Here is a 15756-nt window from a genome sequence, read left to right on the forward strand (position 1 = left end):
TCCTTGAGCAAAGGTGCGGGATGGAACGAGGCCATTGCTTAGCCAGCGCGGTGCAGGCTGGCAACCGCCTCAGCCGCTTGTGATGCGAACGCAGGAGGAACAAGGATGGCGATGGAAGACGACGACCGTCCGCGCAAAAAGATCAGCCATGACATCGGCCAGGATCTCTCACTCTTGTCAGTGGAGGAACTGACCGAGCGCATCGCGCTGCTCAAGGCCGAGATCGCAAGATTGGAAGAAGCCACAACAAAGAAGCGCGCCTCGCGCGATGCGGCCAACAGCGTTTTCAAGTCGTAGGGTCCGACGCTGGAGCGGGGCTGGCCTCACACACGGTCCTCATCCTGAGGAGCGCGGCACGCGCGTCTCGAAGGATGGCCGCGGGCGAGAGCAGGGCCTGCATGGTCCCGGCGATGCGAAGCATCGTCCGGAGACGCGCGCGAAGAGCGCGCTCCTCACCATGAGGGTCTGGTTTCGGCCTTCGCTGCGGATGCGCGTGAAGAATTCGTTCCACCGCCCACTCGGCCACTGACCGACATGGCTAACGAACCCTCAAAATAATCGCTCGTTTACTCCACATTAAGCTTTCGAGTTTATGACTGGGAACTGTCCTTGTTTGGACACCGAGTGGCTCCTGTCCACTCTGTTTGACGCCTCCCTGTTATCAACTTTCAAAGCCGCCGGTTTTCCGGCGGCTCTTTTTTGCGCCCAGCTCCGCCTTTTTGCGTCTCGCCGCGGTTGAATTCCGAGCAAAGACCCGCGGAAACCATATCCGCGCTTGTCACTGGACTCGGCGTCGCGCCCGCGCAATGATTTGTTCATCATAAGCCGGCGCCAAAGCCGGGCAGTCAGACAGTTGCGTAAGGGGCGTTAACCATGGAACGTTTGCAAGCCGAAGGTGCTCTCGTTCAACTCAGCGAGCGGTTCACCAATTCTGCGGCGTTCGGCGTCCTGTTCCGCGAGGGCATGGACCTGGTCGAAGAGACCGCCGCCTATCTCGATGGCGCCGGCCGCACCGAGGCCAAGGCGCTCGATCGCGCCGTCAGCCTCACCTATGCGACCGAGAGCATGCGCCTGACCACCCGCCTGATGCAGCTCGCCTCGTGGCTGCTGCTGCACCGCGCGGTGAAGGAAGGCGAGATGACGCTGGGCCAGGCCAACCGCGAAAAAACCAAGGTCAAGCTCTCCGCCGCCGATCCCGGCTCGACCGACAGCATCGAGAAGCTGCCGTCGCAGCTCCAGGATTTGATCCATCGCTCGATGAGCCTCCAGACCCGCGTGCGCCGCCTGGACACCACCATCCACACGCCGCCGGTCGATCATTCCTCGATCGGCAACCCGCTGGTGCCGCATCTCAACGCGCTGAAGGCAGCGTTCGAGCGGTAAGCGCAGGTGCCGTAGGGTGGGCAAAGGCGCGCAGCGCCGTGCCCACCATTTTCTCGCAGAATCGCAATCAAGATTGGTGGGCACGCTACGCATTGCCCATCCTACGATTTCTCGCCTTGGTCGAGAGCACATCGCCTCAAAACAAAAAAAACGCCCCCGGCTCTCCGGGGGCGTTTTCGTCTCCAGCCTCGAGGGGCCGGATCAATCCTTTTTGAGAAAGCCCGAAAACTTCTTCTGGAAGCGCGAGACGCGGCCGCCGCGATCCATCAGCTGGGCGTTGCCGCCGGTCCAGGCCGGGTGCGACTTGGGGTCGATGTCGAGGTTCAGCGTGTCGCCTTCCTTGCCCCAGGTGGAGCGGGTCAGATACTCGGTTCCGTCGGTCATCACGACCTTAATCGTATGATAGTTCGGGTGAATTTCGGCTTTCATGGCAATTCCTCGGCGCCCCGGCGCCTCACTTGAGTGGCTATCGAATGACGGATTTGGCGCGGTCTATACCCCACGAGGCCCTGTAAAACAAGCCGTTGCAGGGCCTTAGTAGGGGACCGGGCGGCCCCCTAAGGGACATCCCGGATTTGCCACTCCCGCTCGCGCGGCCTATCTGGAGCAGACTACCTCTCTTTGTCTTTTGGTCGGATCTCATGAGCGCAGTAGAACGGCTTGAAACCGGGCCCGCAGAAGCCCCGTCGATCGAGGCCGACCTGATCGAGGCGCCGGCGAAGAGCCGCGCCAAGCTGCGGCCGCTGCTGGCGCTCGCACCCTATGTGGCGCGCTATCGCGGTCGGGCGGCGCTGGCCTTTGTCGCGCTGACGATCGCGGCGTTGACCACCCTGCTGGTGCCGGTCGCGGTGCGCAGGATGATCGATTTCGGCCTGACGCCTGAGGGCATCGAGCTGATCAACAGCTACTTCTCGGTGATGATCGCCGTCGTCGCCGTGCTCGCGCTGGCGAGCGCCGCGCGCTACTACCTCGTGATGACGATCGGCGAGCGCATCGTCGCCGATCTCAGGCGCGACGTCTTCGCCCATCTGCTCTCGCTGTCGCCGGCCTTCTTCGATTCCGCGCGCAGCGGCGAGCTGGTGTCGCGCCTCACCGCCGACACCACCCAGATCAAATCCTCCGTCGGCGCCTCGGTTTCGATCGCGCTGCGCAATCTGATGATGTTCTTCGGCGCTGCGGCGATGATGGTGATCACCAGCCCGCGGCTATCAGGCTTCGTGCTGCTGGCCATTCCCCTGATCGTGCTGCCGCTGGTCGCCTTCGGGCGCTGGGTGCGCCGTCTGTCGCGCAATGCGCAGGACACGCTGGCCGAGGCCTCGGCCTACGCGAGCGAGCTGGTCGGTGCGATCCGCACCGTGCAGGCCTATACCAGCGAGAGCCTCGCCGAGAGGCGCTTCGGCGGCGAGGTCGAGCAGGCCTATGAAGCCGCGCGCACCTCCACGCAGGCGCGCGCCGTGCTCACCGCCATCATCATCTTCATCGTGTTCGCAAGCGTGGTCGCGATCCTCTGGATCGGCTCGCACGACGTGCTCACAGGCACCATCACGCCGGGCCGGCTCGGCCAGTTCGTGCTCTATGCGGCCTTCGCCGCGGCCGGCCTCGGCCAGCTCAGCGAGGTCTGGGGCGAGATCTCGGCGGCATCGGGCGCTGCCGAGCGCCTGTTTGAGATCCTGCATGTGCAGCCCGACATCAGCGCGCCGGCGTCGCCGCGCGCGCTGCCGGTGCCGGCGCGCGGCGAAGTCGGCTTCGACCATGTCAGCTTCGCCTATCCGGCGCGGCGCGACGTCAATGTGCTCGATGCGGTGTCGTTTACCGTGCGCCCCGGCGAGAAGGTCGCGATCGTCGGTCCGTCCGGCGGGGGCAAGAGCACGATCTTCCATCTGCTGTTGCGCTTCTATGATCCGCGCAGCGGCGCGATCTCGCTCGACGGCGTGCCGGTCAAATCCGCCGATCCGCGTGAATTCCGCTCCCGCATCGCGCTGGTGCCGCAGGAATCCAACGTGTTCGCGGCCAGCGCCCGCGACAACATCCGCTTCGGCCGGCCCGATGCCACCGACGCCGAGGTCGAGCGTGCCGCCGAGCTCGCGCACGCCGCCGAATTCATCCGCCGCCTGCCCGAAGGTTTCGACACGCCGCTTGGTGAGCGCGGCGTGACGCTATCAGGCGGCCAGCGCCAGCGCATCGCGATCGCGCGTGCCATCCTGCGCGATGCGCCGCTGTTGCTGCTGGATGAAGCCACTTCCGCGCTCGATGCCGAAAGCGAGACGCTGGTGCAGACCGCACTGGAAGAGCTGATGCGCCACCGCACCACGCTCGTGATCGCGCACCGCCTCGCCACCGTCTTGTCGTGCGACCGCATCCTGGTGATGGACCAGGGCAGAATCGTCGAGCAGGGCACGCATGCGGAGCTCGTGGCCGCGAACGGGCTCTATGCCAGGCTGGCGAGGTTGCAGTTCGAGGGGGCGTGAGGCCGAGTAGTTCGGACTGCTGCGCCACTCACAGTGTCATCGCCCGCGAAAGCGGGTGATCCAGTACTCCGAGACGGAAGTGATCAACCGATAAGCCGCGGCGTACTGGATTCCCCGCCTTCGCGGGGAATGACAGCGGAGGTTTTGGAAGCCGCTTCGCGCCACATCGGCTTCCTCGAACAGCACGAGCGGATCTTCCGCATCGCAAGATTGGTCGGGCTGTGTGCTTTGCCGGTGCCGGTGCTGCGACTGCGCTCGGACCAGCGAACCAGGCGGCTTCGTTTCCGCTGGCTTGCCCTTGTCGGACGCGAAGGGGACGGAGTGCCCGCCTCATCGAGGCCCGCTGCTAGGCCAGTATGAGACATCGGAGGCGGCGATGTGGTATCCGAAATCAATGCATGGAGCCAAGCCTCGTGACTTGTGTTCTCAGACCGCCAACAGTTGAGGAGCTACCTACGCTCTCGGCCTTGTGCCTTAGATCGAAAGCTGTATGGGGCTACGGCAACGACTTCATGGAGGCCTGTCGGAGCGAACTCACCATCGAAGCATGCGAACTCCAATCCAGTTCAATTGCAGTGGCAGAAGAGAACGGCAAGATCGTCGGCGTCGCCCAAGTCAGGGTCACTGGAAGCTGGGCTGATTTGTTGAAGTTGTTCGTCGAGCCGACGATGCTTCGCGGTGGCTTGGGAATGAAGTTGTTTCATTGGGCTGCCAGCGAAGCAACAGCGATGGGTGCTCACCGCATGGCGATCGAGGCCGACCCAGATGCCGCGCCATTCTATCGACGCATGGGGGCGAAGGACTCCGGCTTTGCTCCGTCCGGCTCGATACCTGGCAGAATGCTTCCCAAGCTGATCAAGGAGCTGGGATCGATGTGAAATCGCTCGGCCTTCGGTGGCCCCGAACGGTTGGTCACGACGTTCGCGCTCAGGGTAGACGGGACTTGGCCGCTCGACCGACAAACCGCGCTCACCGCCCTTAGCGGACACCAGCCTCACACGGCTCCTTAACTGAAGTGCCGTCGTGATTTGGAAACGTGCATGATTGTTCTCATCTGCCCAATCCTGTTCATCCTCCTCATCCTGTTCGCCATTCGACAGCAGAAGCGCGGCCTTGCGGGATGGAAAGCGGCCCTGCTTGTTGTCGCAGGTAGCGGCGTCATCGTTTTCATGAGTTTCGGCTTGCTCATCGTAGGCTTCCGCAACTTCGGATAGGCGCAGCCCGCGCCCTGAGCCGCGTGCATGAACCTTGCAGTTCCCCCAGATGTGGCGCCTAATCAGGTATCGCCGGCCAAAGGCTCGTCCGTAGGCGTCGGTGCCTGAGAGATGATTTGTGCTCCCGCCTCAACGGGAGTGCGCCTCATGGCCCAGCCGTACAGCAAAGAGACCCTCGAGCTTTTGGAGCGGGCGCAGCGAGCGATCGATGAGTCGATCCGGCTCCGCGAAGACAGCCACCGCGCGCTCCGCCAGGCTGAAAGCTGGCATTTCGATCTTGAGCTCCGCTTGAGCCGAGAGCGCCTCGCGGCGAGTTACGCGACAGCGCCGCTCATCGACACTTCGGCGACAGCGCCGGCACATTCGGCCACGGCCAATTCTTCCAGCTCCCGTCCTCATCAACGCAGGCCGATGGCTCAAGGCCATGCGTCGGAGCACTCGTCGTCTTGACCGGCGTGGCGAGGCGTTGGTCGACATAGCTCGTCGAGACATATCCGGCGACGATGACGCCGAGCAGGACCGAAGATCCCTTGGCCAGATCGCTCAGTTTCATCGGTCATCTCCATCCGCTTGCCGGCGCAACTTCCGGACACAACGACTAGCCGACGTCCCGGGATCCCGGCGTGACGGGCGTCACGCGCCCCAGAATCTAAGGTTGCCACTCCATCTTCAGCACCGGCCGGCCCGAGGTCGGGTTCACCTCGTCGCCGGCATGGGCAAAGCCGTTGCGCTCGTAGAAGCGGATGGCGCGGCTGTTGTCCTTGTTGACGAGCAGCGTCACGCCTGTCGGCGACAGGCGCTTGGCCTCGTCGACCAGCAGCCGCGCCGCGTCCGAGCCCCAATGCGCGGGATCGACCACGAGCTGGTCGAGATAGCCGTCGCCGTCGATGGTGACGAAGCCGGTCAGCGCGCCGTCCTGCTCCGCGACCACGATGGAGGCTTTCGGCACCAGGTCCCTACGCCAGCGTTCGCGCCACCAGTCCAGGCGCGTGGCGAAGTCGATCTGCGGATAGGCCTGCTGCCAGGTGCGATGCCAGAGGTCGATCGAGGCGGCCTCGTCCTCGGGTCGGTAGAGACGAAGGTGGAGGGCGCTCACTACCGCTCCGTCAGCTTCAGCTCGATGCGGCGGTTGCGCTTGTAGGCTTCCTCGGTGTTGGCGGTGTCGAGCGGCTGGAATTCGCCGAAGCCGGCGGCGACGAGGCGCTGGGCGGGCACGCCGAGCGAGATCAGGTACTGCACCACCGAGATCGAGCGGGCGGCCGAGAGGTCCCAGTTCGACTTGAAGTTCGGCCCGTTGACCGGGCGCACGTCGGTGTGGCCGTCGACGCGCAGCACCCAGGGGATCTCGTTCGGGATCTTCTTGTCGAGGTCGATCAGCGCGGTCGCCAAAGTGTCGAGCTCGGCGCGGCCTTCGGGCAGCAGCACCGCCTGTCCGGTGTCGAAGAACACTTCGGACTGGAATACGAAGCGGTCGCCGACGATGCGGATGTCGGGGCGGTTGCCGAGGATGGCGCGCAGGCGGCCGAAGAATTCCGAGCGGTAGCGCGACAATTCCTGCACGCGCTGCGCCAGGGCGACATTCAGGCGAGAGCCCAGATCGGCAATTCGGTTTTGCGATTCCTTGTCGCGCTTCTCGGAGACGTCGAGCGCTTCTTCCAGCGCCGCCAATTGCCGCCGCAGCGCGCTGATCTGCTGGTTCAGCACCTCGATCTGCGCCAGCGCGCGGGCCGAAACCGCTTTCTCGGAGTCCAGCGCCTTGCCGAGCTCGGAGGATTTGCCTTGCGCGTCATTGCCCGCGGCGGCCAGCCCCTCATAGAGGCCCTTGATGCGGTCGCGCTCGCTCTCGGCCGAGGCGAGGCCGGCTTTCAGCGACGAGACCTGGTCGTCCAGCGTGAGCTTGCCGAGCTTCTCCAGCGACAGCAGCTCGTTGAGCTGCGCGATCTTGGCGTTGAGCAGCTCCAGCGCCTTGTCCTTGCCCGTGACCTCCTGCGAGAGGAAGAACTGCACCACCAGGAACACCGACAGCAGGAACACGATCGACAGCACCAGCGTCGACAGCGCGTCGACGAAGCCGGGCCAATAGTTGAAGGAGGTATCGCCGCGACGGCCGCGCGCCAGTGCCATGTCGCTAACCCTTCTCGGGCTGACGCGCGATGCGCTCCAGCAGGCGCCGGATCTCGCGGTTCTGCTCGCCCTGGCCGTCGGCCCATTCGCGGATCATCTGCTGCTCGGTCCGCATATGCGAGACCAGCGCCTGGATGGCTTCGGCGAGGCTTGCCATCGCCGCGGTGGTGCCGCGGCTGCCGCTGCCTTCCTCGAGCACCGTGCGCAAGCGCTCGACGACGGCCTGAAGCTCGCCGCTGGCAATGCCGCCGCCACCGGCGGCGACCGCCACTTCGCCGCTGCCATATTCGCGGACGGTGGTGGCAAGCCAGTCTTCGAGATCGGTGTAGAAACGGTTCTGCGCCTGGCTCGATTGCAGGTCGAGGAAGCCCAGGATCAGCGAGCCGGCGAGACCGAACAGCGAGCTCGAGAACGAGATGCCCATGCCGCCGAGCGGGGCGGCCAGCCCCTCCTTCAGCGTGTCGAACAGGGCGCCGGAATCGCCCCCGACCTTGAGCCCGTCGATCACCTTGCCGACCGAGCCGACCGTCTCGATCAGGCCCCAGAAGGTGCCGAGCAGTCCCAGGAAGACCAGAAGCCCGGTCATGTAGCGGGAGATGTCGCGGGCTTCGTCGAGGCGGGTCGCGATCGAATCGAGCAGGTGCCGCATGGTGGTCTGGGTGATCGACATCCGCCCGGTGCGCTCGCCGCCGAGGATCATTGCCATCGGCGCCAGCAGCTTGGGGTGGCGGGCGGGCGCAAGGCCGGGGTCGGCGATGCGGAAATTGTTGACCCAGGACACTTCGGGATACAGCCGGATCACCTGGCGGAAGGCCAGGATGATGCCGATGAACAGCACGCCGCCGATCAGCGCATTGAGCCCGGGATTGGCGAAGAAGGCCTGGATGATCTGCTTGTAGAGCACCACCCCCACCAGGGTGCAGAGCACCAGGAAGACCAGCATCCGCACCAGGAAGACGCTGGGCGAGGATAGCTTGGTATATTCGATGTCGAGGGAGGAGCGGGGCGAGGCGCCTGGCGGCATGGCCGGTATCATCCGTTAACTTGCTTGCGGGGCGCACTATGGCACAGCGCCCGCCCAAAAAAAGCGCCGGATGCGCCGATTTCGGGGAGAGCTGGGGAACCCAACGCTGAAACCGGGCTTTGGTAAGGACATACTTTCCAAATCGTCGGCATTCCACAGGTTCAGTTCGCACTTTTCCCCTTGGCGCCCAAGACTTGCCGTCCAAGATCTGCCGCCCAAAGACGGAGTCGTCGCATGAGCGTCGTGTCCGCGATCATCGGGACTGCCGAACGGGTGCCTTTGCCTGATGTCGTGATCCGCGCGGCGATCCAGCGCCTGTGCTCGCGCACGGTGACGCGGCTGTCCGCGCTGGGCGGGGCGGATGATGCCGCCTTCGCCGGGCGGATGATGCTGCGGCCGATCGCCGAGGACGCGGATGCCGGGCACGAGGGGGTGCCAGCTTCGTTCTTTGCGAAGGTGCTCGGTCCCAACCGCAAATACTCCTGCTGCTTCTACAAGACCGGCGCGACCACCTTGCGGGAGGCCGAGGAGGAGGCGCTGCGCCAGACCGCCGAGCATGCCGCTCTCGCCGACGGCCAGACCATCCTCGAGCTCGGCTGCGGCTGGGGCTCGCTGTCGCTGTGGATGGCGCGGCAGTTTCCGCACGCCAAGGTCACCGCGGTGTCGAGCTCACAGGCGCAGCGCGCCCATATCGAGGAAGAGGCGCGGCTGCGCGGTCTCCTCAACCTGCGCGTGATCTGCGCGGACATCAACGTGTTCGCGCCCGATGGGCAATTCGACCGCATCGTCTCGGTCGAGATGTTCGAGCATGTGATGAACTGGCGCAAGCTGATGACGCGCCTGCGCGCGTGGCTCGCGCCGGAGGGGCGGTTCTTCATGCACATCGTCGCCCATCGCTCCGGCTCTCACCTGTTCGACCGGGCCGATCGCGACGACTGGATCGCGCAGCGCGTCTCCACGGGCGGGCTGATGCCGAGCCATCACCTCGTCAGGCAATTCGACGATATCTTCACCGTGGAGAAGGAATGGTGCTGGAGCGGCACGCATTATCAGCGCACCGCCAACGACTGGCTCGCCAATTTCGACACGCATCGCGATGCCATCGAGGCGGCCTTGCGCAACGTCCATGGCGAGGAGACCGGCCTGCGGATGCGACGCTGGCGCTGGTTCTTTCTCGCGACCTCGGGCCTGTTCGGCTATGCCGATGGCAACGAATGGGGCGTCAGCCACTACCGGATGAGGGCGGCGGCGTAATTGCGATGTTCCGTCGCAGCATGCGGCGGTGGAACCGGACTCACAATCGGGTGAGGCGCGAAAAGCGCACTGAAGTCAGCACCATAGACCGTGTGACATTGGGCCGCCCGCAAGGTGCGTTGCGTCGCAGCACGTCCCCTCTATTTTGGCGGCATCGCCAGCGCGGAATCGCCGAGAACAGGCCCCGCGCAGCGTGATCAGTTTCAACAATATCGGGGCACTTAACTTCATGTCAGGACTTCGCGCGCGATCGGCATGCGTTGCAATGATGCTCGCGGCCTTTACGCCGCTATTGGCAGGCTGCGACGAATCCAGCTCCGCCATTTCAGCCGCCCAGCCCAACGATCCCGACGTCAGCATCGTCATCGTCAAGCCGCAGCCGCGCGCCGTTGTGCGCGAGCTGCCGGGCCGCATTGCGCCGACGCGCGTCTCCGACGTGCGGCCGCGCGTGTCCGGCATCGTGGTCGAGCGTCTGTTCCGACAGGGCAGCGAGGTGAAGGCCGGTGATCCGCTGTACCGTATCGATCCGCGTCCGTTCGAGGTCGAGGTGATGGCCAACGATGCCGCGGTCGCCAAGGCCGAGGCCGCGTTGATGCAGTCGCAGCAGCAGGCGCGCCGCATTGCCACGCTCACCAGCCAGCGCGCCGCGCCCGAAGCCGAGAACGAGAAGGCGATCGCGGCCGAGCGCCAGGCTCATGCCGAGGTCGAGGGCCGCAAGGCCGATCTCGCGCGCGCCAAGCTCAATCTCGACTATGCCACCGTACGCGCGCCGATCGACGGCGTCGTCGGTGCTGCCCTGGTCAGCGAGGGCGCGCTCGCGGTCCAGAACGAGACCAATCTGGCCACGATCCAGCAGCTCGATCCGATCTATGCGGATTTCACCCAGTCGGTGAACGAGCTCAACCAGCTCCGCCGCGCCTTCGAGAGCGGTGACCTCGAGCGCATCGCGCCTGACGCCGCCAAGGTGCATCTCGTGCTCGACGACAACACGCTCTACTCGCTCGACGGCAAGTTGCTGTTTTCGGATGCCAAGGTCGACGCCAATACCGGTCAGGTGACCTTGCGCGGTGAGTTCCGCAATCCCAAACGCGAATTGCTGCCGGGCATGTATGTCCGCGTCCGCATCGACCAGGGTCTCGATAGCGACGCGATCGCGGTGCCGCAGCAGGCGATCCAGCGCAATGGCGGCGGCGGCAGCGAGGTGTTCGTCGTCAAGGACGACAATCGCATCGCAGTGCAGCCGGTGCGCACCGGTTCGGTGCAGGACGGAATCTGGTTCGTCACCGACGGCTTGAAGGCCGGCGACAAGGTCGTGGTCGAAGGCTTCCAGAAGTTCGCCGCCGGCGACAAGGTCAAGCCGCAATCCTGGTCGGAAGCGGATGCGACTGCCGATAACCGGCACGCCCAGAAGCTGATGCGGTAACGTTCGGGCGTCGCGACTGTCTTGATCCCTCATCCTGAGGAGCCCGCAAAGCGGGCGTCTCGAAGGATGGCCACGGGCGAGAGCCGGGCCTTCATGGTTCGAGACGCGCTTCGCGCTCCTCACCATGAGGGACTAGTGAAACAACGAGGTTAAAAGCGGTAATGGCGAGCTTCTTCATTGACAGGCCGATCTTCGCCTGGGTGGTCGCGCTGTTCATCTGTCTGGTCGGCGCAATTTCGATTCCGCTGTTGCCGATCGCGCAGTATCCGATCATTGCGCCGCCCTCGATTTCGATCTCGACCAGCTATCCCGGCGCCTCGCCCGAAAACCTCTACAACAGCGTCACGCGGCTGATCGAGGAGGAGCTCAACGGCGCCTCCGGCATCCTCAATTTCGAATCCACCAGCGACTCGCTCGGCCAGGTTGAGATCATCGCCAATTTCGTGCCGGGCACCGATACCAGCGCCGCCTCGGTCGAGGTGCAGAACCGCATCAAGCGCGTCGAGGCGCGGCTGCCGCGCGCGGTGATCCAGCAGGGCATTCTGATCGAGGAAGCCTCCAGCGCGGTGCTCCAGATCATCACGCTGAACTCGACCGACGGCAGCCTGGACGAGGTCGGGCTGGGCGACTTCATGATCCGTAACGTGCTCGGCGAGATCCGCCGCATCCCCGGCGTCGGCCGCGCCACGCTGTATTCGACCGAACGCAGCCTGCGCGTCTGGGTCGATCCGGCCAAGCTGGTCGGCTATGGCCTGACCGCCGACGACGTCAACAAGGCCATTGCCGCGCAGAACGCGCAGGTCGCTTCCGGCAGCATCGGCGCCGAACCGTCGACCTCGACCCAGCGCACCTCCGCGCTGGTGCTGGTCAAGGGCCAGCTCTCGTCCCCGGATGAATTCGGCACCATCATCCTGCGCGCCAATGCCGACGGCTCGACCGTGCGGCTGCGCGATGTCGCGCGCATCGAGGTCGGCGGCCTGAGCTACCAGTTCAACACCCGTCTCGACGGCAAGCCGACCGCCGGCCTCTCCGTGCTGATGTCGCCGACCGGTAATGCGCTGGCGACCGCGAGCGCCGTCGAAGAGAAGATGAAGGAGCTGTCGCGCTTCTTCCCGGCCAATATCGGCTACGAGATTCCCTACAACATCACGCCCGTGGTCGAGGCCTCGATCAAGAAGGTGCTGTCGACGCTGGTCGAAGCCATCGTGCTGGTGTTTGTGGTGATGTTCCTGTTTCTGCAGAACATCCGCTACACCATCATTCCGACCATCGTGGTGCCGGTAGCGCTGCTGGGCGCCTGTACCACGCTGCTGCTCGCCGGCTACTCCATCAACATGCTCTCGATGTTCGGCATGGTGCTCGCGGTCGGCATCCTGGTCGACGATGCCATCGTCGTGGTCGAGAACGTCGAGCGCATCATGGCCGAGGAGGGGCTACCGCCGAAGGAAGCGACGCGCAAAGCGATGTCGCAGATCACCGGCGCCATCATCGGCATCACGCTGGTATTGATGGCCGTGTTCGTGCCGATGGCGTTCTTCCCGGGCTCAGTCGGCATCATCTACCGCCAGTTCTCCGTGACCATGGTCGCCGCGATCGGCTTCTCCGCCTTCCTGGCACTGTCGCTGACGCCGGCGCTGTGTGCGACGCTGCTCAAGCCCGTCGCTGCCGGCCACGGTCACGCCAAGAAGGGCGTGTTCGGCTGGTTCAACCGGATGCTCGAGGGCGGCAAGGAGGGCTATTCCCGCACCGTCGGTTTCTCGCTGAAGCGCACCGGCCGCTTGATGCTGGTCTATGTCGCGCTGCTCGCCGGCCTGTCCTGGGCCTTCGTCAATCTGCCCGGCGGCTTCCTCCCCGTCGACGACCAGGGCTTCGTCACCACCGACGTGCAGACGCCGTCGGATTCGTCCTATGGCCGGACCGAGGCGGTGATCGAGAAAGTGGAAAAATATTTGGCGCAACGGCCGGGCGTCGATAACGTCACCTTTCTTACCGGCTTCAGCTTCTCCGGCCAGGGCATGAACACCGCGCAGGCCTTCATCACCTTGAAGGACTGGTCGGAGCGCGGGCCGAAGGATTCGGCAGCGGCGATCGTTGCCGACATCAACCGCGATCTGTCGTCGTCGATCCGCGACGCAAAAATCTCCGCGCTGCAGCCGCCGCCGATCGACAATCTCGGCAATTCCTCGGGCTTCTCGTTCCGGCTCCAGGACCGCGGCCAGAAGGGCTATCCGGCCTTGATGCGCGCCGCCGATCAGTTGATCGCGGAGGCCAATGCAAGCGCTGTGCTTCAGAAGGTCTATGTCGAAGGCCTGCCCGAGGCGGGCGTGGTCAATCTCGTGATCGACCGAGAAAAGGCCGGCGCCTTCGGCGTCACCTTCGAGGACATCAACAACACGATCTCGACCAATCTCGGCTCGAACTACATCAACGACTTCCCGAACCGCGGCCGCATGCAGCGCGTCGTGGTGCAGGCCGATGCCCGCGACCGCATGCGCACCGAGGACATCCTCAACTACAACGTCAAGAACAGCCGCGGCCAGCTGGTGCCATTCTCGTCCTTTGCCACCGTGGAATGGGCGCGCGGACCGACGCAGATCGCCGGCTTCAATTATTATCCGGCGGTGCGCATCTCGGGCGAGGCGAAACCCGGCTTCACCTCGGGCGATGCCATCGCCGAGATGGAACGGCTCGCAGGCAAGCTGCCGCGCGGCTTCGGCTATGAATGGACCGGGCAGTCGCTCCAGGAGAAACTGTCGGGTTCGCAGGCGCCGTTCCTGCTCGGGCTCTCGGTGTTCGTGGTGTTCCTGTGCCTGGCCGCCCTTTACGAGAGCTGGACCATTCCGCTCGCGGTGCTGCTCACCGTGCCGCTCGGCATCGTCGGCGCGGTGGTCGCGGCGATGCTGCGCGGCCTGCCCAACGACGTCTATTTCACCGTCGGTCTGATCACCATCATTGGCCTTGCGGCCAAGGACGCGATTCTCATCATCGAGTTCGCCAAGGATCTGCGGAAAGAAGGCAAGCCGCTGGTGGACGCCACCATCGAGGCCTGCCGCCTGCGCTTCCGCCCGATCCTGATGACCGGCCTCGCCTTCATCTGCGGCGTGCTGCCGATGGCCATCGCCCATGGCGCCGGCGGCGCCAGCCAGCAGGCACTCGGCAGCATCGTGATGGGCGGCATGATCGCGGTGGTGATCCTGGCGCTGCTGATGGTCCCGGTGTTCTTCGTCTCGGTGCAACGCGTGCTGGGCGGGGATCGGGAGAAGGTGGCGAAGGAGGCCGAGATGTATGGGCCGCCCGCGCCGGCAAGGGCCGGCCACTGAACGGCCGGGAAATCGCATATGGCGCGCACGTGCGGCGGCATCGGCAGTGGGCTCCCTCTCCCGCTTGCGGGGGAGGGTTGGGGTGGGGGTGTCTCCGCGTCGGGATTGTCGAGAATTGCGGAGGATGCCCCCGTGTGGTGAGAGCCCTCACCCGCCGCGCGCGGGACGATGCTTCGCATCGCCCGGGGCGCGTCGGCCTCTCCCGCAAGCGGGAGAGGCGGAGCAAGCCGCGTGGTCCTCGTGCACCATATGCGATTGCCCTGACTGAACGCCGGATCCCTCGGCTTGATTTCTCGGAGGCCTCAATCCAGACTGCATCCCTGGATTGAACAACGTATTCGCACCACGCCGCGAATACCCTGGCATCCCGCCGATCGAGAGCACGTCATGCGTCCGACCGAAATTGCGATCTCGAACTATCGCTCCATTCGGCGGCTCTCCATACCCATCCATCCCTTGTCGGTGTTTGTCGGTGAAAATGGCGTCGGCAAATCCAATCTCTACAAGTCCTTGTCGCTGCTGCGCGACGCGGCGACCGGTCAAATCACCCGCACGATCGCCGATGAAGGCGGATTGAATTCGGTCTGCTGGTCCGGCATTCGCAAAAAGGGCGAAGACGGGCGGCTGCGGCTGTCGGCCACATTCGACAGCATGAGGTATTCCATCGAGCTCGGGTTTCCGAGCCCGCTTCAGGCCGCGTTTTCCGGCGAGCCGATGATCAAGGCTGAAACGATCGAAACGACACGCGGCAAACGCACGGTCAAGCTGATGGAGCGGATCAATTCGCTTATCAGCGTCCGTGGCGAGAGCGGCGCCTGGAACGCTCACAAGGATGCGGTGCTGCCGTCAGAGACCGCGCTTGCGGCTTTTTCCGATGGCAAGCAATGTCCGGAAATCGACCTGATCAGAAATGCGATGCTGGGCTGGCGATTCTATCATGACTTCCGCACTGATCCGGCGTCACCGATACGAAAGCCTTGTCTCGCGATCGCGACGCCCTCGCTCAGCGCCGATGGAATCGATTTGGCGGCCACCCTGGCGACCCTCTATGTCATTCGGGAAGACGCCAACGACCTGCAGGACGCGATCCAGGATGCATTCCCGGGTGCCGAACTCCGCGCATGGGAAGAAAATGGCAGGTGTGAATTCGATCTGCAATTGCCGGATATGCCGCGGCCGTTCAGGGCGCATGAACTATCCGATGGGACGCTGAAATACATCTGCCTGCTCGCGGTGTTCATGGGCTATCGGCTGCCGCCGTTCATTGCGCTGAACGAACCCGAGACCAGCCTGCATCCGTCGCTGCTGGCGCCGCTGGCCCGGCTCGTCGCCAAGGCATCACGCCGCGCCGACATCTGGATCGTCACCCATTCGGAACAGTTGATGGACGCGCTGCGAAGCGAGAGTTCGGTCCCGCTCCGCCGGGTGATCAAGTCGAAGGGCGCCACGGCGATCGAGGGCCTGACCATCGGCGGTGAATATCGCGACGACGAGGACGACGAGGAATCCGACGAGGACGACGATTCTTAACCGTCGTAGATCGAGC

14 protein-coding genes are annotated in these 15756 nt (G+C 64.5%); 9 read left to right on the top strand and 5 right to left on the bottom strand.

Going from position 1 to position 15756, the window contains the following annotated elements:
* Positions 1 to 105 precede the first annotated feature (105 nt).
* Both BRA1253DRAFT_RS27780 and BRA1253DRAFT_RS27785 read left to right on the top strand, forming a co-directional pair.
* Entirely contained in the window at positions 106 to 297 is a 192-nt protein-coding gene (locus BRA1253DRAFT_RS27780; RefSeq protein WP_007599892.1) for a DUF1192 domain-containing protein, read from the top strand.
* Positions 298 to 873: 576 nt separating this feature from the next.
* A complete protein-coding gene (locus BRA1253DRAFT_RS27785) occupies positions 874 to 1383 on the top strand; it encodes a DUF1465 family protein (protein ID WP_007599893.1) in 510 nt (169 codons plus the stop codon).
* A 201-nt stretch (positions 1384 to 1584) separates the two neighbouring features.
* Here the strand turns inward: BRA1253DRAFT_RS27785 and rpmE are convergent, their stop codons facing one another.
* Positions 1585 to 1812, bottom strand: coding sequence for a 50S ribosomal protein L31 (gene rpmE, locus BRA1253DRAFT_RS27790; RefSeq protein WP_007599895.1), 228 nt, complete (start codon positions 1810 to 1812; stop codon positions 1585 to 1587).
* A gap of 212 nt (positions 1813 to 2024) precedes the next feature.
* On the opposite strand from rpmE, the gene BRA1253DRAFT_RS27795 reads away from it, so the two are divergent.
* The 3 genes from BRA1253DRAFT_RS27795 to BRA1253DRAFT_RS44585 all read left to right on the top strand — a co-directional run bounded on the left by BRA1253DRAFT_RS27795 (position 2025) and on the right by BRA1253DRAFT_RS44585 (position 5065).
* Positions 2025 to 3851: an ABC transporter ATP-binding protein/permease gene (locus tag BRA1253DRAFT_RS27795; protein WP_007599897.1), complete on the top strand. Its 1827-nt coding sequence runs from the start codon at positions 2025 to 2027 to the stop codon at positions 3849 to 3851.
* Positions 3852 to 4363: 512 nt separating this feature from the next.
* Positions 4364 to 4729: a GNAT family N-acetyltransferase gene (locus BRA1253DRAFT_RS27800; protein ID WP_157158624.1), complete on the top strand. Its 366-nt coding sequence runs from the start codon at positions 4364 to 4366 to the stop codon at positions 4727 to 4729.
* 162 nt (positions 4730 to 4891) lie between these two features.
* Positions 4892 to 5065, top strand: a complete 174-nt coding sequence (locus tag BRA1253DRAFT_RS44585) for a hypothetical protein (protein ID WP_007599901.1) — start codon at positions 4892 to 4894, stop codon at positions 5063 to 5065.
* Positions 5066 to 5396: 331 nt separating this feature from the next.
* Here the strand turns inward: BRA1253DRAFT_RS44585 and BRA1253DRAFT_RS27805 are convergent, their stop codons facing one another.
* The 4 genes from BRA1253DRAFT_RS27805 to BRA1253DRAFT_RS27820 form a co-directional block, all read right to left on the bottom strand.
* Positions 5397 to 5618 carry a hypothetical protein gene (locus BRA1253DRAFT_RS27805; RefSeq protein ID WP_007599912.1) on the bottom strand — a complete coding sequence of 74 codons (222 nt, stop codon included), beginning with the start codon at positions 5616 to 5618 and terminating at the stop codon, positions 5397 to 5399.
* Positions 5619 to 5714: 96 nt separating this feature from the next.
* Positions 5715 to 6161, bottom strand: coding sequence for a GNAT family N-acetyltransferase (locus BRA1253DRAFT_RS27810; RefSeq protein ID WP_007599913.1), 447 nt, complete (start codon positions 6159 to 6161; stop codon positions 5715 to 5717).
* The gene (locus BRA1253DRAFT_RS27815; protein ID WP_007599914.1) at positions 6161 to 7189 is read right to left on the bottom strand and encodes a peptidoglycan -binding protein; all 1029 of its coding nucleotides are present in this window, start codon (positions 7187 to 7189) and stop codon (positions 6161 to 6163) included. Before BRA1253DRAFT_RS27815 ends, BRA1253DRAFT_RS27810 begins: the two co-directional genes overlap by 1 nt.
* A gap of 4 nt (positions 7190 to 7193) precedes the next feature.
* The gene (locus BRA1253DRAFT_RS27820) at positions 7194 to 8213 is read right to left on the bottom strand and encodes a hypothetical protein (protein ID WP_007599915.1); all 1020 of its coding nucleotides are present in this window, start codon (positions 8211 to 8213) and stop codon (positions 7194 to 7196) included.
* Positions 8214 to 8447: 234 nt separating this feature from the next.
* On the opposite strand from BRA1253DRAFT_RS27820, the gene BRA1253DRAFT_RS27825 reads away from it, so the two are divergent.
* The 4 genes from BRA1253DRAFT_RS27825 (at position 8448) to BRA1253DRAFT_RS27840 (ending at position 15740) form a co-directional block, all read left to right on the top strand.
* Positions 8448 to 9467 (top strand): cyclopropane-fatty-acyl-phospholipid synthase family protein, encoded by a 1020-nt coding sequence (locus BRA1253DRAFT_RS27825; protein ID WP_007599916.1) that lies wholly within the window; start codon positions 8448 to 8450, stop codon positions 9465 to 9467.
* Between the two features lie 229 nt (positions 9468 to 9696).
* Entirely contained in the window at positions 9697 to 10890 is a 1194-nt protein-coding gene (locus tag BRA1253DRAFT_RS27830; protein ID WP_088941393.1) for an efflux RND transporter periplasmic adaptor subunit, read from the top strand.
* Positions 10891 to 11051: 161 nt separating this feature from the next.
* Entirely contained in the window at positions 11052 to 14210 is a 3159-nt protein-coding gene (locus BRA1253DRAFT_RS27835; RefSeq protein ID WP_007599927.1) for an efflux RND transporter permease subunit, read from the top strand.
* Between the two features lie 387 nt (positions 14211 to 14597).
* On the top strand, positions 14598 to 15740 hold the full coding sequence (locus BRA1253DRAFT_RS27840; RefSeq protein WP_007599928.1) for an AAA family ATPase: 1143 nt from the start codon (positions 14598 to 14600) through the stop codon (positions 15738 to 15740).
* Positions 15741 to 15756: the final 16 nt, after the last annotated feature.

This window comes from Bradyrhizobium sp. WSM1253 (assembly GCF_000244935.1).
GTDB lineage: Bacteria > Pseudomonadota > Alphaproteobacteria > Rhizobiales > Xanthobacteraceae > Bradyrhizobium > Bradyrhizobium canariense.